The organism is Streptococcus ratti FA-1 = DSM 20564 (assembly GCF_000286075.1).
In the GTDB taxonomy this organism is placed as follows: Bacteria; Bacillota; Bacilli; order Lactobacillales; family Streptococcaceae; genus Streptococcus; species Streptococcus ratti.
In genome coordinates this window covers 605765-626452 of the sequence record NZ_AJTZ01000005.1, presented here as the reverse complement: position 1 = coordinate 626452, position 20688 = coordinate 605765, and the positions used below count along the sequence as shown (strand labels likewise).

19 protein-coding genes are annotated in these 20688 nt (G+C 40.0%); 14 read left to right on the top strand and 5 right to left on the bottom strand.

Going from position 1 to position 20688, the window contains the following annotated elements:
* Positions 1-73: 73 nt before the first annotated feature.
* The 4 genes from SRA_RS05025 to SRA_RS05010 form a co-directional block, all read right to left on the bottom strand.
* Positions 74-1789, bottom strand: coding sequence for a phospho-sugar mutase (locus SRA_RS05025; protein ID WP_003088338.1), 1716 nt, complete (start codon positions 1787-1789; stop codon positions 74-76).
* Positions 1790-1883: 94 nt separating this feature from the next.
* Positions 1884-2456: an ECF transporter S component gene (locus tag SRA_RS05020; RefSeq protein ID WP_003088335.1), complete on the bottom strand. Its 573-nt coding sequence runs from the start codon at positions 2454-2456 to the stop codon at positions 1884-1886.
* 74 nt (positions 2457-2530) lie between these two features.
* Positions 2531-3070, bottom strand: a complete 540-nt coding sequence (gene coaC / locus SRA_RS05015) for a phosphopantothenoylcysteine decarboxylase (RefSeq protein ID WP_003088333.1) — start codon at positions 3068-3070, stop codon at positions 2531-2533.
* Entirely contained in the window at positions 3063-3749 is a 687-nt protein-coding gene (locus tag SRA_RS05010; protein WP_003088331.1) for a phosphopantothenate--cysteine ligase, read from the bottom strand. The genes coaC and SRA_RS05010 overlap by 8 nt, the downstream gene beginning before the upstream one ends.
* A gap of 196 nt (positions 3750-3945) precedes the next feature.
* Here SRA_RS05010 and SRA_RS05005 point away from each other — a divergent pair, with 196 nt between their 5' ends.
* Together SRA_RS05005 and SRA_RS05000 are read left to right on the top strand one after the other, a co-directional pair.
* Complete coding sequence (locus tag SRA_RS05005) at positions 3946-5616, top strand: formate--tetrahydrofolate ligase (RefSeq protein WP_003088329.1); 1671 nt, start codon at positions 3946-3948, stop codon at positions 5614-5616.
* A 197-nt stretch (positions 5617-5813) separates the two neighbouring features.
* Complete coding sequence (locus SRA_RS05000) at positions 5814-6659, top strand: alpha/beta hydrolase (RefSeq protein ID WP_003088327.1); 846 nt, start codon at positions 5814-5816, stop codon at positions 6657-6659.
* A 252-nt stretch (positions 6660-6911) separates the two neighbouring features.
* Here the strand turns inward: SRA_RS05000 and SRA_RS04995 are convergent, their stop codons facing one another.
* The gene (locus SRA_RS04995) at positions 6912-7805 is read right to left on the bottom strand and encodes a helix-turn-helix domain-containing protein (RefSeq protein ID WP_003088325.1); all 894 of its coding nucleotides are present in this window, start codon (positions 7803-7805) and stop codon (positions 6912-6914) included.
* Between the two features lie 194 nt (positions 7806-7999).
* On the opposite strand from SRA_RS04995, the gene SRA_RS04990 reads away from it, so the two are divergent.
* From SRA_RS04990 to SRA_RS04935, 12 genes are all read left to right on the top strand, one after another.
* Entirely contained in the window at positions 8000-8461 is a 462-nt protein-coding gene (locus SRA_RS04990; protein ID WP_003088323.1) for a CHAP domain-containing protein, read from the top strand.
* Between the two features lie 234 nt (positions 8462-8695).
* Positions 8696-10132 carry a glycoside hydrolase family 1 protein gene (locus tag SRA_RS04985; protein ID WP_003088321.1) on the top strand — a complete coding sequence of 479 codons (1437 nt, stop codon included), beginning with the start codon at positions 8696-8698 and terminating at the stop codon, positions 10130-10132.
* Between the two features lie 371 nt (positions 10133-10503).
* Positions 10504-11913, top strand: coding sequence for a collagen binding domain-containing protein (locus SRA_RS04980; protein WP_003088319.1), 1410 nt, complete (start codon positions 10504-10506; stop codon positions 11911-11913).
* A 210-nt stretch (positions 11914-12123) separates the two neighbouring features.
* Entirely contained in the window at positions 12124-13659 is a 1536-nt protein-coding gene (cls, locus tag SRA_RS04975) for a cardiolipin synthase (RefSeq protein WP_003088313.1), read from the top strand.
* Between the two features lie 269 nt (positions 13660-13928).
* A complete protein-coding gene (locus SRA_RS04970) occupies positions 13929-15005 on the top strand; it encodes an aspartate-semialdehyde dehydrogenase (RefSeq protein ID WP_003088310.1) in 1077 nt (358 codons plus the stop codon).
* 40 nt (positions 15006-15045) lie between these two features.
* A complete protein-coding gene (dapA, locus tag SRA_RS04965; RefSeq protein ID WP_003088308.1) occupies positions 15046-15927 on the top strand; it encodes a 4-hydroxy-tetrahydrodipicolinate synthase in 882 nt (293 codons plus the stop codon).
* A gap of 239 nt (positions 15928-16166) precedes the next feature.
* Complete coding sequence (locus tag SRA_RS04960) at positions 16167-16505, top strand: ATP cone domain-containing protein (RefSeq protein ID WP_003088305.1); 339 nt, start codon at positions 16167-16169, stop codon at positions 16503-16505.
* 204 nt (positions 16506-16709) lie between these two features.
* A complete protein-coding gene (locus SRA_RS04955) occupies positions 16710-17675 on the top strand; it encodes a hypothetical protein (RefSeq protein ID WP_003088302.1) in 966 nt (321 codons plus the stop codon).
* A gap of 154 nt (positions 17676-17829) precedes the next feature.
* Positions 17830-18276 (top strand): OsmC family protein, encoded by a 447-nt coding sequence (locus SRA_RS04950; protein WP_003088301.1) that lies wholly within the window; start codon positions 17830-17832, stop codon positions 18274-18276.
* A 176-nt stretch (positions 18277-18452) separates the two neighbouring features.
* Entirely contained in the window at positions 18453-19304 is an 852-nt protein-coding gene (gene ylqF / locus SRA_RS04945) for a ribosome biogenesis GTPase YlqF (protein ID WP_003088300.1), read from the top strand.
* The gene (gene rnhB / locus SRA_RS04940) at positions 19291-20058 is read left to right on the top strand and encodes a ribonuclease HII (protein WP_003088298.1); all 768 of its coding nucleotides are present in this window, start codon (positions 19291-19293) and stop codon (positions 20056-20058) included. The genes ylqF and rnhB overlap by 14 nt, the downstream gene beginning before the upstream one ends.
* A gap of 51 nt (positions 20059-20109) precedes the next feature.
* A complete protein-coding gene (locus tag SRA_RS04935) occupies positions 20110-20658 on the top strand; it encodes a sugar O-acetyltransferase (protein WP_003088296.1) in 549 nt (182 codons plus the stop codon).
* The last annotated feature ends 30 nt before the right edge of the window (positions 20659-20688 follow it).

Sequence of the window (20688 nt, the reverse complement as noted above, 5' to 3'; positions counted from 1 at the left end):
ATCAAAGAAAACACAGCTTGAATTGATAGTCAAGCTGTATTTTTTTAATTATTCGATTTGATAAATTTTATCATCAACCGACAAAGTCATTAATTTCTTTTTCGATGGCAGCGATTTTGTTTTCAGCATCAGCCAGTGAGCTGCCGACTGTTGCAATGTAGAATTTAATTTTTGGTTCTGTACCAGAAGGACGGACAGCAATCCAAGAATCATCAGCCAGTGTGTACTTGAGAACATTGCTTGGAGGAGTTGTTAGTTTTTCAACACCAGCAGCGGTTGTAGCTGTTTGAGCTTGGAAATCTTCAGTTTTAGCAATGTCTGTACTGTTAAATTGTTTTGGCCCGTTGTCACGGAATTTGTCCATGATTTTCTTGATTTCAGCAGCACCGTCAACACCTGACAAAGTAACTGAAATGGTCTTTTCAGCAAAGTAGCCGTATTCTTTGTAGATTTCATCAATACCGTCAGCAAGTGTTAAACCGCGAGAGCGATAGTAGGCTGCAATTTCAGCAACGATAAGAACAGCTTGGATAGCGTCTTTGTCACGTACGAATGGTTTGATGAGATAGCCAAAGCTTTCTTCAAAGCCAAGCATATAAGTGTGGTTGTGTTTTTCTTCGAATTCTTGAATCTTTTCAGCGATGAATTTGAAACCAGTTAAGACATTAAACATAGTAGCGCCATAGCTTTCAGCAATCTTAGTGACCAACTCAGTTGATACGATAGATTTGCAGAGTGCGGCATTAGCAGGAAGAGTACCAGCTGTCTTGTGAGCTTCAAGAATGTATTTAGCGATGATAGCACCGATTTGGTTGCCAGAGAGGTTTTTATATGAACCATCTGGCTGACGGATTTCCACGCCGAGACGGTCAGCATCTGGATCAGTTGCAACAAGCACATCAGCGTCAACTTTGCGACCAAGTTCTTCAGCAAGAGCAAAAGCTTCTTGGTTTTCTGGATTTGGAGATTTTACAGTAGAGAAGTCTGGATCTGGAACAGCTTGAGCTTCAACAACTTGAACTGAATCAAAACCAGCTTGAGCAAGTGCGCGACGAGCAAGCATTTCACCAGTACCATGAAGTGGTGTGTAAACAATCTTCATGTCTTTACCGTATTCATCAATCAATTTTTGGTTGATATTCACATCTTTGACTTCTTTAAGGTATTCGGCATCGACAGCTTCACCGATAACCTCGATAAGACCAGAAGCTTTGCTTTCTTCAAGGTCAGCCAATTCGATAGCAAATGGCTCTTCGATAGCACGGATAAAGTCAGTCAAAGCATCAGCGTCAGCTGGTGGCATTTGTCCGCCATCTTCACCATAGACTTTATAACCGTTAAATGGAGCAGGGTTGTGACTGGCTGTTACCATGATTCCTGCAAATGTACCTAGATGGCGAACGGCAAAAGACAGTTCTGGTGTTGGACGAAGTGATTCAAAGACATAAGCTTTAATGCCGTGTTTTGCTAAAACTTGAGCAGATTCAAATGCGAATTCTGGTGAGAAGTGGCGAGAATCGTAAGCAATCGCAACACCACGTTTTTTAACGTCTTCACCTTTAGTTTCGATGAGTTTTGCCAACCCTTCAGTTGCTTGGCGGACAACATAAATATTGATACGGTTAGTACCAGCACCGATATAGCCGCGCATACCTGCCGTACCAAATTCGAGATTTGTATAGAAAGCATCTTCTTTAGTCTTTTCATCCATTACAGACAGTTCTTCGCGAAGATAGGCAGGAAGTTCGGTGTAATCGAGCCATTTTTGATAAGTTTCTTGATAAGTCATAATAATGCAAAACTCCTTTTTGAAAATTTCCGTTAAAATATTTAACCGCTTTCATTATATCACTTTCAATAAAAAAAATCACGCTTTCACGTGATTATTTTTTCACTTTTATCAATCGGGGGACAGTGACTGCTGTTAGAGCTGCCGAGATGATCAATTCTGCGATAGAGTTTGCAGAAATAATACCAGCCAGCATGACCTGAATATTGCCGCCGTATACTGAAGCAAAGAAAACAAAAATTCCAGTCAGAACAAAAACAGTGTTTGTCGCCGATCCTACAGCACCAGCTAAAACAAGCCCCAAACGGTTCTGCATCAGCTTATAAACAAAATAGGGAAAAATACCAATGAGAATTCTGGGAACCAGGGCCACAACCAAAGATTTAAAATTGCCGTGCTCTACAAAGGGTGAAAAAAGATAGCTGGTTGGCAGTAAAATAATACTGTTATTGACAACACTGATAACTCCCATTAGACCGCCTAAAATTGCTCCGATACGGGGACCGTAAACGATAGAAGCAATAATAACTGGGATGTGGACAATCGTTGGCTTGATCGGAACTGGCCACAGATTAAAGACAAAACTGGAAAGTAAGTGAATAATCAGCATAACCGCAAAAAAGATGGCAACGACAGCGATATCAGATGATTTTCTTTTTTTGTTCATGGGTTCTCCTTAAAATGGTAGTTATTTCAAGTATACAAATTTACAGTAAATCTAGCAAGTTTTTCTGCACAGTTCTATAAGGAGGCCTCTATTTTTTGAATAATGCTATCTAGATCTGCCAGAGCTCCGCGACCGACATCGCCGCAGGCCAGAAGGCTTGAGCGAGGCTCTATTTCCTCATAGCCAAATTGTTTAAGCATATTCATATTATGCTGCGTAGCGGGGTTGTCATACATCTTGGTATTCATCGCAGGGGCAAATAGTTTGGGAACCTTTGGCGGCAGGGCTAAAGCAACACTGGTTACCATATTATCGGCAAAGCCATGGGCTAAATGAGCGATGGTATTAGCAGATGCCGGCGCCAGTAAGAATAGATCAGCTTTTTTAGCCAGTTCAATATGATTAATAACCTGCGAATCGTCCTCTTTCATCACATCTAGGTGGACGGGGTTTTTCGACAAAACCTGTAAGGTTAAAGGTGTAATAAACTGCGCCGCCGCTTTAGTCATTAAGACAGAAACATTGTAGCCTAATTTAGTTAGCTGATGGCTTAAATCAGCAGCCTTGTAGGCTGAGATGCTGCCAGAAACAGCCAAAAGTATATTTTTAGTCATGGTCAGTCACCTTCTCAAAAATTAAATCAGCAATTTCAGCTTTTGTCTGCGCTTTATAGGCCTTAGTCTTATCCAGCAGATAAGCCAGATGCTGTTCAGCTGAAATGTGGGCTAAATCATTAGCCAGAACATAATCCATCTGATTAGTGTTCAGACTGTTGCGCGCCACCTGAAAAAGTTCTTTTTTATCAGCATTTACCAAAAGTTTAAAGCCAATTAATTTTATGGCAGGATTCCACTGTTTGACCAAGCTGATAACTTTGGGCGTCTTTTTTAAAAAAAGCACTTGATAATCTGCTTGAGATGAAATTTTAGTCTGTGTATTTTGTTTGGTCAAGAACTGAGCCAGATTATCTGCATGCTCAACTTCTTCGAAATCTGTCATGTAGACCGGAGTATAGTCAGATACTGCCATGCTGTGGATTAAGACATCATGCGTTTTGACTAGGGGTTCCAAAGTTTCAATCAGATCGGCAACTGTTGAGATTTCTAAAACGGACAACCCTTCTTGTACAGATGGTTTTACAGCAGAAGGAGCAGTTACCAAGGTCACCTGATGCTGTGCTGCCAGAAAGCGCTCTGCTATTTGCTTGCCCAGACGGCCTGTTGAGTGGTTGGTAATACCCCTTACTTGATCAATTTTTTCGGTAGTCCCGCCGGATGTAATCAAAATTTTCATAGTGTTATTTTACTGTAAATTTAAGATTTAGTAAATTAAAAAAATTATTAGAAAAATGCTGCTTAAAACCGATTGACAATTGGGGTAATTATCGAAATCGACATAAAAACCGAACGTTATGAATTATCTATCTAAATAAAGTGCGTTTTTTATTTTTCTTTGTTATAATAAAGAAAAAATATGGATGGGAGTCATCATGAAAACGGATATTGAAATCGCACAAAGCACAGAACCGCAGCCAATTGCAGATGTCGTCAAAAAATTGGGAATTCATTGCGATGATCTTGAACTTTACGGCAAATATAAGGCTAAATTGACCTTTAGTAAAATTAAAGCAGCCGAGAAAAATACTCCCGGGAAATTGATTCTGGTGACTGCCATCAATCCGACTCCGGCAGGTGAAGGAAAGTCAACTGTCACCATTGGATTGGCTGATGCTCTGACTAAAATTGGTAAGAAGGCAATGATTGCCATCCGTGAACCTTCTTTAGGTCCGGTTATGGGAATCAAAGGCGGAGCTGCCGGCGGCGGTTATGCTCAAGTACTGCCCATGGAAGATATCAATCTGCATTTTACAGGCGATATGCATGCCATAACAACTGCTAACAATGCCCTAGCAGCGTTTATTGATAACCATCTGCACCAAGGCAACGAATTAGGGATTGATCAGCGCCGTATCATCTGGAAACGTGTGGTGGATTTAAATGATCGCGCTCTGCGTCATGTGACTGTGGGATTGGGCAGCCCTGTCAACGGGATTCCGCGTGAGGATGGCTTTGATATTACTGTAGCTTCTGAAATTATGGCCATCCTTTGTCTGGCAACAAGTCTTGAAGACCTTAAGAAGCGCCTGTCCAATATCGTTATCGGCTACCGTTATGACCGAACTCCAGTTTATGTCCGCGATCTGAAAGTTCAGGGAGCATTGGCTTTGATTCTGAAAGATGCCATCAAGCCTAATTTGGTACAAACAATTTACGGAACACCGGCCTTTGTTCACGGCGGACCATTTGCCAATATCGCTCATGGCTGTAACTCTGTCCTAGCAACCTCAACAGCGCTTCGTCTGGCTGATTATACGGTAACAGAAGCCGGTTTCGGAGCTGACCTTGGTGCTGAGAAATTCCTTGATATCAAAACACCAAACCTGCCAACAAGTCCTGATGCCGTTGTTATTGTTGCAACTATTCGTGCGCTTAAAATGAACGGTGGTATGGCTAAGGATGCCCTCAGTGAGGAAAATACAGAAGCTGTAAAAGCAGGTTTTGCTAATCTAGCACGTCATGTCGAAAATATACGTAAGTATGGAATTCCTGCAGTTGTAGCTATTAATGAATTTGTAACAGATACGGCAGAAGAAATTGCTGTTTTACGAGAACTGTGCGCTGAAATCGATGTCCCTGTCGAGCTGGCAAGTGTCTGGGCAGACGGAGCTAGCGGTGGTATTGATTTGGCGGAAACGATTGTCAAAACAATCGATGAAAAACCGGCTAACTATAAGCGCTTGTATGACAACGGTTTATCCATTGAAGAAAAAATCAATAAGATTGCCCGTGAGATCTATCGAGCAGACAAGGTTGTTTTTGAAAAGAAGGCTAAGGCGCAGATTGCCCAGATTGTTAAGAATGGCTGGGACCAACTGCCGGTTTGTATGGCTAAGACACAATACAGCTTTTCTGATGATCCCAGCCTCTTGGGAGCACCGACAGGCTTTGATATCACCATCCGTGAATTGGTTCCTAAATTAGGAGCCGGCTTTATCGTCGCTTTGACAGGTGATGTCATGACTATGCCCGGTCTGCCTAAAAAACCGGCAGCGCTGAACATGGATGTAGCAGCTGATGGAACAGCCCTTGGCTTATTCTAAGAGAACAATAAAGAATATTTAATGTAAGAGAGTGGCCTTAATTTAATTGGGCTTCACTCTTTTTTTACCTTTAAACAAGATAAAGATGTGCGCTTAATCCGTTTTTGTGATTTTAAAGAATTTGAAACATCGTTTTATCATATTTTTAAGAAAAATATGATAAAATAGCGATTCAAATTAATAAAGAAAGTAATAGAATGAAAAAGAAACAGTTACTTATTGGCTTAATAGCAGCTCTTACAGGAATTTTAGCTCTTTTTTGCTATCAGAGTCTGGCTCATCCTCTCAATAAAGCTGATTATATTCAATCAAGAATACCGACAATTTTCTTTCATGGTTATGGAAGTAGTGCTCGTGCAGAAACACATATGGTGAATGCGGCTAAAAATGCCGGTGTCACAAAAACAGTTATTCGCGCCGATGTTGACCGAAAAGGCCAAGTTGTTTTAGTTGGTAATATCCCTAAAAATGCTGTTAATCCAATTGTCAAGGTAAATTTTGCGGATAACCGCAACACGGATTATGCTGCTGACGGCCGCTATGCTAAAGCTGTTGTCAGCAAGCTGCAGGCCGCCTATCACTTCAAAAAGATGAATATGGTGGGACATTCCATGGGAAATATGGCTATTCATTTTTACCTGCTGGCTAACGCTCAAAATACGAAGCTTCCTCAGCTGCAAAAGCAAGTAGATATTGCCGGACATTTTGATGGTATCAAAGGCTATGAGCTGCCTGAAGGACTGACAGTAGACAGCAAAACGGGACGTCCCAATAAGATGACCTCAGCTTATAAACGTTTGCTGAAACTAAGGGACTGTTATCCTGAAAATCAGGTAGATGTTTTAAATCTGTACGGAGACATAGGAGATGGTTCTGATGGATTAGTTACCAATGAGTCCTCTCGCACGCTGAAATACCTGATCGCTGACAGAGCAAAATCTTATCAAGAACACCTCTTTACCGGTAAATTAGCCAGCCACAGCAAACTCCATGAAAACCCTCAGCTCGATAAGGTTCTTATCCAGTTTTTGTGGGGGAGATAAACAAAAAAAGACAAAACAATTTGTTATGCCTTAGATTATGTAATTTTCAGTCCGTCTCCTCTTATCTATGATCAATATCGGAGTAATTTGGGACAAATAATTCGACGTTGCGGGTGATTTCTTCACGAGCTTAAGCATAAAAAGCGAGTTAAACATGACATAGCTCTAGATTCTTGAGTATAAAAGAATATGATGACTCCTTTGGGCTCAGTACATTAACAGGTATAATATTGTGGAATAGTTTGACCGAGTTTAGCTGGATTTTTTCGTAGTTTTTCGGTATTGGCTGGGGGTTACCTGATAATACCGCTTAAATTGACGATTAAAATTCGATAGGTTGTTGAAGCCGACTTCTGTCGAAATTTCAAGAATCGGTTTGATTGAATTGACAAGCAAATCACAGGCTTTGCTGAGCCGAAATTGGATAATAAACTCGGTACACGATGTCCCTGTATGCTGTTTAAACACCGTCATAAAATGAGTCTTGCTGTAGCCAAAGAGGTTTGCCAGCATTTCGATAGACAGTTCTTCCTGATAATGCTGATGAATGTAGTCAATCAATTCGCGGATTTTTTCATTTTTTCGGTACATATCATCTGAATGTTTGCGCAAAACATACTGATGAAAATAGAGTAAGTAGATGAGCTCTTGCAACTTAGCCTTTAACAGCAGCTCAAAGTGCCGTCCTTGTCTGTGATAAATATCAAAAATCGCAAACAGACAGTTTTTGATAGCCTTATAGCCAGACATACCGGGTTTGATACAAGGAACCAGTTTAAAATTAGAGTGCTGCAGAGGCTGCAGATAACGAAGACTTATCTGGTCTAAAAGCGAATAGCCAACCATATCTAAATGAAAAAGTAAAGTCTCAGCCCTTTGCGTTTTATTACCGATAGGATGAATGGAGTGCATGCCATTTGGCCGTACGAGAATAATATCACCAGACTGACTGTTAAAATAATCATAATCAATGTGATACTGAGCCGTTCCTTCATAAATATAAGAAATTTCTAGCTCAGGATGCCAGTGAAAAAGTGTATCCGGAAACCCATTAGAAATGGCTGTTTCAAAAACTTTATAAGGCAGGAGCTGATTTTCAAAATCTGTTGTATGTTTAAAATTTTCGTCTGTTAAAAAGTCTTTCATTCTTACTTATCCAAATCGTAGGATAGTATTATTATAGCATATAATAAGCGATAGGAGATCAAAAAGAACAGGATGTTTGTGTAGGATGTCTTTAATCAGAAATATTTTGTAATAAAATAGAAATAAAATATTGACTTTTGTAACATTTGCGGATATAATTTTTATATACAGGCTATTGCAGATAACATATTACAATGGGGACAGTGAAAGTGGACAAAAAGAATATTATTTTAACCGGTTTTTACAATGCTAGACTAAATAGTCAGCAGGAAGAACAGCTCATATATGAGTTGCCAGATGAACAAACAGTAAAAATCAGCAGCGAAGGGAATACCTGTACTGAAGGCGAAGCAGCTTGGTATATTTATAACCGATGCGCTCAATTAGGCAAGACTGTTAGCTCACATTGGGGTGCAGCAAGTGAGTGGTGTGAGAAGGCACAGCAAGAAGGATACTCCGTCGGAAATGTAGCTAAGGTTGGAGCTGTTGCCTGTTTTTTAATAGATGATGCAGACGGGAATAAAAAAGGTCATTTGGCTTTTGTAGAATATCTTAACAGTGATGGGAGTTTTGTAGTCAGCGAGATGCCTGAACCTAAAATTCTAAATTGGCGCTGTATAAGTCCTCAGGCACAAGTTGCTTTTATCTATCTTTAAACAAGCAAATTTTACAGCAGGCAAGCAAAACTGCAAAAGAAGCTTTTTAGCACAGAGTCAGACAGTAAAATATTCAAGAACAAGAAAAGAGAGTAAAAATCTACGAAGATTTAGTCATTTTTCTTGTTCTTTTTAATATCAAAGCATAGTATCAGTATTTCCAAAGATAGTGTCAGCTTTATTCCGCCTAAAAGTCATATAATAGTATTATCAAAACGTGAAAGGAAACTAACTATGGCTTACACATTTCCAGATCATTTTTTATGGGGCGGTGCAACAGCTGCTAATCAACTTGAAGGAGCTTATAATCAAGATGGCAAAGGCCTGTCAGTACAAGATGTCACACCTAAAGGCGGCGTTGCTCAACCCGGCTCTTCATCGCCTTTAATTACAGATGAGCCAACGGCGGACAATCTTAAATTAATAGGAATTGATTTTTACAATCGTTATAAGGAAGATATTGCACTTTTTGCAGAAATGGGCTTTAAGGTTTTTCGGCTGTCAATCGCCTGGACGCGCATTTTTCCAAACGGTGACGATCAAGAGCCTAATGAAGCTGGCCTTGCCTTTTATGATAAGGTCTTTGATGAGTTAGCAAAATACGGCATTGAACCATTGGTGACACTATCTCATTACGAAACACCTCTAAATTTGGCTCGTAAATACAATGGCTGGGCCAACCGTGACTTGATTGGTTTTTATGAACGTTATGTCCGTACCGTATTTACACGTTACAAAAATAAGGTAAAATACTGGCTGACTTTTAATGAGGTTAATTCGGTTCTGCATGCTCCTTTTATGTCCGGCGGCATTATGACAGATCCCGAAAAATTAAGTAAGCAGGATCTTTATCAGGCGGTTCATCATGAACTTGTAGCATCGGCACTTGCAACTAAAGTTGGTCATGAAATAAATCCAGATTTTAAAATTGGCTGTATGGTACTTGCTATGCCTGCCTATCCAATGACAGCTAATCCGCTTGACCAATTGGCTGTTCGGGAATTTGAAAACCAAAATTATTTGTTCAGTGACTTGCATGCACGCGGGAAATATCCAAATTATATCAAGCGTTATTTCAAGGAGAACGATATTGAGATTCAGTTTGCTGACGGCGATAAAGAATTGATGCTGGAAAATACAGTTGACTTTATTTCATTTTCTTACTACATGAGCGTAGCAGAAGCACATAATCCTGAAGCCTATGAAAGCGGCCGCGGCAATATCATGGGTGGTATTGCTAACCCTTATTTGGAGGCTTCGGAATGGGGCTGGCAGATTGATCCGATTGGCCTGCGGTTAGTGCTCAACGATTTCTACGACCGCTACCAGCTGCCGCTCTTTATTGTTGAGAACGGTCTAGGCGCCAAGGATGTTCTTATTCAAGGTCCGGATGGTCCTACAGTTGAAGATGATTATCGTATTGACTATCTGCAAAAGCATTTGGTACAGGTAGGCGAAGCTCTGCAAGACGGCGTCGAAGTACTCGGATATACCACTTGGGGACCAATTGACTTAGTTTCAGCTTCTACGGCAGAATTGAGCAAACGCTATGGCTTCATCTATGTAGACCGCAATGATGATGGTTCAGGAAGCTTAGAGCGCTATAAGAAAAAATCGTTTAACTGGTACAAAAAGGTCATCGAAACAAAGGGAGCAAGTCTTTACGATTAGGGCAGGCAGTGAAACTGTGAAAATGCTGGAATAAGATTCTAGCATTTTTTGGTGCATAAGTAGTACTTAATACTCAATGAAAAATTAAAATCAGACTAGGCGACGCAGATGGAACTGTCTTCATCAAATCAAGGCAACAAGGTCTGTTTCTCATAAAAAGGCTTGCTAAAATGAGAAGATGAGAAATCAAAAAGTAGATGGCTCAATGTATTTTTGAGTTTTTTAATAAAAGATTAGATTTTTTTAAAAATAACAATTCAATGACAATCGGAGGTCTTTATATTAAATCAATATTTTTTATGTTAAAATACGTGGTGTAGAGATAATATATTTGAAATATTCTACAAAATCTTTAAGGAGAAATTTTTATTATGAAAATGAAATGGAAACTTTTAGGATTGATTTCAATTATTACTATGCTAGTAGGAGCTTTTTGGATGACAAAAGCTGCAAAAGCTGATCAAGTTACCAATTATGCTAATACGTCTTCTATTACTAAGTCAGATGGCACACCGCTTTCTGCTGATTCATCTATTCGCTATTGGGAACTTTTGGCGGTTAATAACAGTATTACGTTTCCGGATGAAGTGAGTATCAAAGCCGGTGACACGCTGACTTTAAAACTCCCTGAACAATTGCGTTTTACAACAGCGCTGACATTTGATGTCTTGCATTCTAGCGGTCAGTTGGCTGGTAAGGCGGTTACCGATCCGGCGACGCAAGAAGTGACTGTAACCTTTACAGATATTTTTGAAAAACTGCCTCAGGATAAGGAAATGTCGCTTAATTTCAACGTACAGGTTAATCATGATAACATAACATCTCCCGGAACGCTCAGCTTCACGTACAACGGGGTAGCGTATACGACTAGGGTTGAAGAAAAGGAAATTACACCAATCAGTCCAGCTGTTTATAAGACAGGTTATCAAGATTCTAGTGATCCAAGTATTATTCATTGGCAAGTACTGATTAATAGTAAACAGGCAGCGATTGATAATCTCACTTTAACTGATGTTGTTGGCGAAGGGCAGGAAATTATCAAAGATTCTTTGCTGGCAGCACGCTTGCAATATATCGAAGGTGATGATGTTGACAGTTTAGATGAAGCGGCTTCAAGACCTTATGCAGAAGATTTTTCTAAAAATCTCTCTTATCAAACAAACAATACTGGTTCAGCAGTTGGATTTACCTACACTTTTGGCAGTACAACTAATAATGCCATCTTTATTTCTTATAATACGCGTTTAACTAAATCACAGTCTGTTGGTAATGATATGGCTAACACTATTGCAATTTCTGGAAATAATGTAAACTATTCGAATACAGTTGGTTACGCTCGCATTGAATCTGCTTATGGTAAAGCCAGCTCAAGACAAAGAAGAGAGCTGCAAACGACGACAACTGTTGCTGAAACAACAACTTCAGATTCATCTACTACAAAGACTGAAGCTACAACAGAAAGCAGCACAGCTGCAGAGACAACTACAACAACAAAAAACAATACTACTACTGAAGAAGCCACAACGACAACTGGCAATACTTTGACCACAACAGAAATAGGGACAACAACTTCAAAAACGACGACAAACGCTCAAACAAGTTCGACAACGGTAGGAGGTCCTTTAACGACAAATACGATGACAACTGCTAAAGAAACAGTTAAGCGGAAAGTAAGACTGGTGTTGCCATCCACTGGTGAACAAGCCGGTCTTTGGTTGACTGCTATTGGGCTCGTCATTGTAATAGTAGCGGGTGTTTACTTCTATAGAACACGCCGTTAATCAAAAAGTTAAAACATTTTATGATATGAATAGAGGTTGGAACTAGTACTTCCTTCCTCTTTTTTGATAAATAATAAGACTTTTGATTTGGCACACAAATCTTTTTTGCAGGAATTGCTTTTTTAAGAGAGATTATTTTATGGTATAATAGGTTTAATGATCATTTAAGGAGGTTATGTTATCAGTAGTAACAGTACAGCCAAAAGGTTATTGAAAAAGGGCCGGAAGAGTCTTTTAAGGGGAATTTTTAGCCGGGCAACAGTTATTATTATTTTATTTCTGATTCAAATTTTTCTGCTGCTATCTACATTTCTGTGGTTCAGTCACTACAGACTGCACGTAGAAATTTTGGAAATCATCTTAATGACAGGAGCGGTACTCTATCTTGTTAACAGTCAGATGGACACTCTTTCTATCATTACTTGGCTTTTGGTCATTCTGCCTTTTCCGTTTTTAGGGACACTTTTTTTGATTTATACTAAGCAGGACTGGGGCTATCGAGAGCTGAAAACACTTGTGAAAAAATCAACTCAGGCGATAAAACCTTATTTTCAGCATGATCAAGAAATTTTGGACAGGTTAGAAGAGAGCCACGCCAGAACCTATAATTTGGCTCAATATCTTCATAGAAGCGGTGGTTTCCCTGTCTATGAAAATACTAAGGTCACCTATTTCCCTGACGGACAGTCTAAATTTGAAGAGATGAAAAAACAGCTGTTAAAAGCTGAAAAATTTATCTTTTTAGAATATTTTATTATCGCTGAAGGTCTGATGTGGGGAGAAATTCTGTCAATCTTAGAACAAAAAGCCAAGGAAGGTGTAGAGGTCCGTGTCATGTATGATGGTATGCTGGAGCTGTCTACCCTGTCTTTTGATTATGCAAAAAGACTGAAGAAAATCGGAATCAACGCTAAGGTATTTTCTCCGATTTCTCCTTTTGTATCCACCTATTATAACTATCGTGATCACCGTAAAATTTTGGTTATTGATAATAAGGTTGCCTTTAATGGCGGAATAAATCTTGCTGATGAATACATCAATCATATTGATCGCTTTGGCTATTGGAAAGACACAGCGGTTATGCTGGAGGGAGAAGGGGTAGCTTCCTTTACATTGATGTTCTTGCAGATGTGGTCCACGACTAATAAGGATTATTATTTTGAACCTTATGTGAGGAATTCATATAAGGTCGCAGCAAACGGTTATGTTATTCCCTACAGCGATTCACCGCTCGACCATGAGAAGGTTGGTGAAAATGTATACATCGATATCCTTAACCAAGCCAGAGACTATGTTCATATTATGACGCCATATCTTATTTTGGACAGTGAACTGGAACATGCCCTGAAATTTGCTGCTGAACGCGGAGTTGATGTTAAGATTATTATGCCGGGTATCCCTGACAAAAAAGTTCCCTACGCTTTGGCCAAACGTTATTTCCCTGCTCTTCTTGATGCAGGTGTTAAGATTTACGAATTTACACCGGGTTTTGTGCACGCCAAAGTCTTTGTAGCTGACGGCATCAAGGCAGTGGTTGGAACAATTAACCTTGACTATCGCAGTCTCTACCACCATTTTGAATGTGCAACATACATGTATCAGACGGACTGTATTGTTGATATAGAAAGGGATTTTCAGGAGACTCTTAAACAATCAAGACGAGTAACCCGATCAACTCTTAGAAAAGAGAAAATTTCTACCAAAATAATCGGTGTGGTTGTTAAGTTGGTAGCTCCGCTTCTGTAAAACTTGGCAAATCGATATTCTTGTGTTACAATAGCTTCATGCGATGAGTCGACTGTGGCTATGCCCATGCGCTAAAGGAGATCATAACGCAGGAGCGGATCTTGGCAAGTTGTGTGAACCTGCTTTGCCACGCTTTTTACAAAGTGCCTTTCCCCTTGTTTTAACAAGGGGCTTTTATTTTAAATTCAGTTCATACAGGCTTTTATTTTTAAGTGAAAAGTAGTATAATTAAACCTAATTAAATGATTATAAAGGGGTAAATTTAGACTATGGGATACACAGTTGCTGTCGTTGGTGCTACAGGTGCCGTTGGAACTCGCATGATTCAACAATTAGAACAATCTACGTTGCCAATTGACAAGGTACGTTTATTGTCATCATCGCGGTCTGCAGGCAAGGTTTTGCAGTATAAAGGACAAGATATCACTGTTGAACTGACAACTAAAGAATCATTTGAAGGAGTTGATATTGCGCTTTTTTCAGCCGGCGGTTCGGTTTCGGCTAAATTTGCTCCTTATGCCGTTAAGGCTGGTGCGGTAGTTGTAGACAACACATCATATTTCCGCCAAAATCCTGATGTTCCTTTGATTGTGCCCGAGGTCAATGCGCAGGCTATGGATGGACACAATGGGATTATTGCCTGTCCTAACTGCTCAACAATTCAGATGATGGTGGCTTTGGAGCCTATCCGTCAAAAATGGGGACTTGAACGGGTGATTGTGTCAACTTATCAGGCTGTGTCAGGAGCGGGCCAATCCGCTATCAATGAAACTGTCCGAGAAATCAAAGAAGTTGTCAATGATGGTGTTGATCCCAAGAATCTTCATGCAGATATCTTACCGTCGGGCGGCGACAAAAAGCACTATCCAATCGCTTTTAACGCTCTGGCGCAAATTGATGTCTTTACTGATAATGACTACACTTATGAAGAAATGAAAATGACAAATGAAACCAAGAAAATCATGGAAGATGATTCGATTGCTGTTTCAGCAACCTGCATTCGTATCCCTGTTCTTTTCTCGCATTCAGAATCTGTTTACATCGAAACAAAAGAAGTAGCACCAATTGAAGAAGTTAAAGATGCAATCGCTGCCTTTCCTGGTGCAGTTCTCGAAGATGATACTGAGCATCAAGTGTATCCTCAGGCTGTTAATGCTGTCGGCAAACGTGAAACTTTTGTCGGCCGTATTCGTAAAGATTTAGATGTCGAAAAGGGTATCCATATGTGGGTTGTTTCGGACAATCTGCTCAAAGGTGCTGCCTGGAATTCAGTTCAGATTGCAGAAAGTCTTCATGACCGTGGTTTGGTAGGCCCTGCTAAAGAATTAAAATTTGAACTCAATTAAAGCTGCAAGCTAATGGTAAAACAGATGAAAGGGAGAGATTATGTCAATTACAGATTTTAAAGACGCCAAAATTATTACAGCACTGGTTACACCGTTTAACGAAGATGGCTCCATCAATTTTGCAGCTCTTCCAAAACTTATTGAGCATTTGCTTGCTCACCATACTCAAGGGCTTCTTCTGGCAGGAACAACGGCTGAAAGTCCGACGCTTACTCATGATGAGGAATTAGAACTGTTTGAAGCTGTTCAAAAGATTGTTAAGGGGCGGGTTCCTCTAATTGCAGGTGTCGGAACAAACGATACGCGTGATTCCGTGAACTTTGCCAAAGAAGTCTCAGAATTCGGCGGCTTTGCAGCTGGTTTAGCTATTGTTCCTTATTACAACAAGCCAACTCAAGAAGGGCTGTATCAGCATTTTACAGCTATTGCTGATGCCAGTGATCTTCCGATTATTATTTATAATATTCCGGGACGCGTTGTCACAAAGCTTGAAGCGGATACAATGCTGCGTCTGGCCAAACATCCCAATATCATCGGAGTGAAGGAATGTACTGATCTTGATACTATTGCATACTTAGTTGAGAATAAGCCGGATGATTTCTTAGTTTATACTGGTGAAGACGGCGAAGCTTTTCATGCTCTTAATCTGGGAGCAGACGGTGTCATTAGTGTAGCTTCACATACTAACGGGGATGAACTGTTTGATATGGTGGAAGCTATTGTAAACAGCGATATTAAAAAAGCGGCACAGATTCAGCGTCAGTTCCTGCCAAAAGTAAGTGCTCTTTTCTCAGTTGCCAGTCCGGCTCCTGTAAAAGCGGTACTCAATCATCAAGGCTTTGAAGCAGGACCACTGCGTTTGCCTCTTGTGTCTTGTACAGATGAAGAAGCTAAACGCATTATTGAAATTGTTGAAAAATAGGAAGGCTAAGGGTGGAGCTTGTTGCTCTGCCTTTGTTTTTGAATACGGGTCCCGATAAATTGCTGTGCTAATCAAAGCTGTGAGAGTTAAAACACTTTCTTAGCTTGACTTTTTAATGAGATTATAGCTATTTTTCAAAGAATTAATTGTTTAGGTTAAAAGACTTGACAATTGTTCAAACAATTTAGATAATAAAATAGACATTAAAAGCACTGAACAAATTTTAGAAAGAGGTTTCTATGCAAGTTATCAAACGCAGCGGTCAGGTCGTTGACTTTGATCCTGATAAAATTTATCAAGCTATCCTTAGAGCGGCTCAAACCGTTTATGTATTAGATGATGCTCTGCGTCAGGACTTGGCACAGGTAACAAAAAAAGTTGTTGTAGATCTGGAAGAAGCACAGACTGAACGTCCGACAATCAGCATGATCCAATCTTTGGTGGAACATCGTTTGCTGGATGCTGGTTACATCAATATTGCTGAGCACTATATTTCTTACCGTCTTCAGCGCGATCTGGAGCGAAACGGCTATGGCGATCATATCAACGTACACTTACATTTTGAACAGCTCAAATGATGGTGCAAAACGAAACAGCTTGATTTTTAAAACGACGAAAGACTGGGACAAGAATCAGTATTCTTTGGGGAATTGATTTTTGTTCCAGTTTTTTTCAAGTGTGTTATTTAATTTACATTTAAAATTCAGTTACAGACCTTTGCTGGACAACTGTCCATGCTATAATAAAAGAAAATGCAAGGTAGCTTTAGGAGGTCTGGCTTTATGTTAAAGGAAAAACGAAATAAGGGCTTTGTCTTATATCTAGTTTTAGGACTTTGTTTTATCATCGGTGCTTTAAGTACTTTCGTGCTGGTTTCTCAAGGAGATAAAAAAGCTCCGGATGTTATTTATAAAGGAGCATCAACCAGTGCTTCCTCCGGAGACAAGGTATCCCTTCGAGTATACGATATTTACTCAAAACCTATAGCGACTATTAAAGGCCACAAAACGGTTATCTGGCTGGTCAGTTACGATAAGGGCTATGTGGGTTTGGAGGCTAAAGAAGACGACAAAGATGTTGCTAAGCTGTTAAATGCAGGTGATTCGCTGAAAGACCAGCCTAAACGCATTACCGTTAAGTACTATAATACACGTACAGGCAGCAAGAGCCGCATCAAAAACTACTCAGGTGCCATGACTGGTGTTTTAAGAACATCTCCGGATATCAGTAAGTATTTTTCCTTCTATACCTATGTTTCCTTGCAGGATGTCAAATCTGACCGAACAAGCCTTCCTGTTGTCTGCGGAATTTTAGGACTTGTTGGAGTCATTCTTATTGCTGCTGCTTTTGTTACACGGCATAAGGTGAATCAAGCTTATGATGAATTATATGCTGCCTACCCCGAATTAAATGGTAATCTGGATCTCCTTTTGTCAGACGCACTTTACTATGATGACAATCTTAAAATTGTAATCTATAAAAACCATTTGGTCAGCTATTTTCGAGGATTCTGTGTGGTCGATTTACAGCAAGTTGTTCAGCTCTATCACCGTATTGTTAAAACAAAACGCTACTTTATCACGGTTAATCGGCAGTCTTTCCTTGTTGCAGTGAAGGATGATAAGAAAAAGGTGAACATGTTTATTCGCAATCGCGGCAAGAAGACTGATGAAGAACTCCAGCCCTTCTTTGCTGCCGTGCAGGAGCATTTCCCTAACATCAAAATCGGCTATGACAAGCTCTTCTAAGAAAATTGATTAAATCATCAGCTGTAAGCACGAGCTTACAGCTGATGATTTGAAAGGCGAAAGTGCAGTTTTTGAATAATTGCTAATTATTGTTGAAAGCGCTATAATTTAGGTGGGCAAGCATATCAATTCTAAAAGTGTGGAGGGCAAGGCTATGTTAGAAACATTTAAAATTACTGCTAAAAAAACTGTGACCGGCTTACAGGTAGAAGCTGATGCGCGTGGCTTCAAATTTATTTTAGATGAACCGGAAGAACTCGGAGGAACAAACACAGGAATGAATCCTGTCGAAGCTTTATTGTGTGCGTTTGCTGCTTGCCAATCAATTGTTTGTGCATCGTTTGCTGAATCGCAAGACTTTAGTTATGATGAATTTTGGATAGAAGTTGAAGGTGATCTTGATCCGGATGGTTTTATGGGGCTGTCTGAGGTTCGCAATGGTTTCCAAGAAATTCGTTACTCAACACATTTTGTGACAGATGAACCTCAGGATAAGATTGATGCTTTTTCTAATTTTATGGATCAACACTGTCCGGTCAGCGACAACTTGCAAAACGGCGTCAAAGTTGTCCGAACAGCAGCAATTAAAGAAAGCAAATAAACTACAGTAGCTAGAATGAATAAAGACGGACTTATTTATCTTGTTTTCAATGTAGATGAGCCTGTCTTTTAATGTTAGATAAAAGTATAATTTTCTGTCATTTTCAGTAACCTCTGCGAAGATAAATGATATAATAGAATGCGATTATAATCTCTCGCTATGAAAGGAATCTATATATGCCTACTATTCAATGGTTTCCGGGTCACATGTCCAAAGCACGCCGTCAAGTGCAGGAAAATATAAAACATGTTGATTTTGTCACGATTTTAGTTGATGCCCGTTTACCTTTTTCCAGTCAAAATCCTATGCTGACTAAAATTGTGGGTGACAAGCCTAGACTGATGATTCTAAATAAAGCAGATTTGGCGGATGGCAGCCGTACTAAGGAATGGCAAGATTATTTTGAAAGTCAGGGCATTACAGCTCTGGCCATTAATTCTAAAGAACAGAGTGCCGTAAAAAAAATAGGAGAAGCAGCTAAGAAATTGATGGCATCTAAGCTCTCCAAATTGCGTGAGCGCGGCATTCAAAAAGAAACTCTTCGGACAATGATTATTGGTATTCCAAACGCTGGAAAATCAACTCTGATGAATCGCCTGGCTGGTAAAAAAGTAGCAGCAGTTGGCAATAAACCGGGAGTTACCAAAGGTCAGCAGTGGCTTAAATCTAACAAAGATTTGGAAATTTTAGATACTCCCGGTATTCTCTGGCCAAAATTTGAAGACGAGACTGTGGGGCTTAAATTGGCTTTGACAGGGGCAATTAAGGATAATCTTTTGCCCATGGATGAGGTCACTATTTTTGGACTCAATTATTTTAAAGAGAACTATCCTGAACGCCTGAAAGAGCGTTTTAAGGGAATTGATTTAAACGAAGAAGCGCCTGAGATTATTATGTCTTTGACACAAAAACTGGGATTCCGAGATGATTACGATCACTTTTATTCTCTTTTTGTCAAAGAAGTCCGCGATGGTAAATTGGGTAGATATACATTAGACAAGGTCAGTGATTTAGATGGCGACAATTAAAGAAATCAAAGAGCAGTTAGCTAGTATTGACAGTTTAGATGATACATTTTTTAAGGATTTGTTGACAGATCAGCGCTCAGGCGTTCAGCAGGCAATCAAACAGCGGCAAAAGCAGATTCAAGCTGAAAGGGCAGAAAATGAGCGTTTGGAACGCATGCTGTTTTATGAAAAGATGCTTTATGAGCAAGGCTGTCAGGCTATAGCTGGAATTGATGAAGTTGGCAGAGGGCCTCTGGCCGGTCCTGTTGTCGCTGCGGCTGTTATTTTACCGCCTAACTGTAAGATAAGAGGACTTGATGACAGTAAAAAAATTCCAAAGTCAAAGCATGAGACTATATACAATGATATTGTAAAAAACGCTGTTGCTATAGGTCTTGGCATCAAGTCAAACCATGTGATTGATCAAATTAATATCTATGAAGCAACCAAATTGGCCATGCTGGAAGCTTTGAGGACGCTGTCTGTCCAGCCTCAGCATCTATTGATAGATGCCATGGAACTGAGTACCGACCTTCCTCAGACTTCGCTCATTAAAGGAGATGCTAAATCGCTATCTATTGCGGCAGCTTCTATTGTCGCTAAGGTTACGCGAGACCGTATGATGGCAGCCTATGACCGGGAATTTCCAGGTTATGGCTTTGTTCAAAATGCTGGTTATGGCACCAAGGAGCATCTAAAAGGACTGCAGGAAAGAGGAGTAACGCCAATTCATCGGCAAAGTTTTGAGCCGATTAAGAGCATAACAAGTCAATAGCAGGTATTTTTAAGGAAAAGGCGCCTTTTTAGAGGAGGCAGGGGTATAAATATGACAACAGAAAAAGAGAAAATGCTAGCCGGTCAGCTGTATGATGCAGGCGATGCTGAATTAAAACGATTGCGCTTAGCAGCGCGTGATAAAATGGCTGTTTTTAATGGTGAGCTTGACCGCGGCAGGCGGCAAGAGCTGCTCAAAAACTGGTTTGGCACAACTGGCAGCCATATCATGATTGAACCGAATTTTTCCTGTGATTACGGCTGCAATATCCATGTTGGTGAAAATTTTTATGCAAATTTCAACTGTACCTTTCTTGATGTCTGTGAAATTCATATCGGAGATAATGCCATGATTGGTCCCAACACTCAACTGCTGACGCCGCTGCATCCGCTGAATGCCAAAGAACGTATTTCTGGTCTGGAATACGGTGCCCCGATCATCATTGGCAATAACGTGTGGATAGGCGGCGGAGTAACTGTTTTACCAGGTGTTAGCTTAGGCCATAATATCGTTGTTGGAGCAGGAAGTGTTGTGACAAAATCCTTTGGGGACAACGTTTTGATTGCTGGCAATCCTGCAAGGATTATTAAAGAATTATAAGCTGAAGAGTTTGGGACACTAATCACGGTT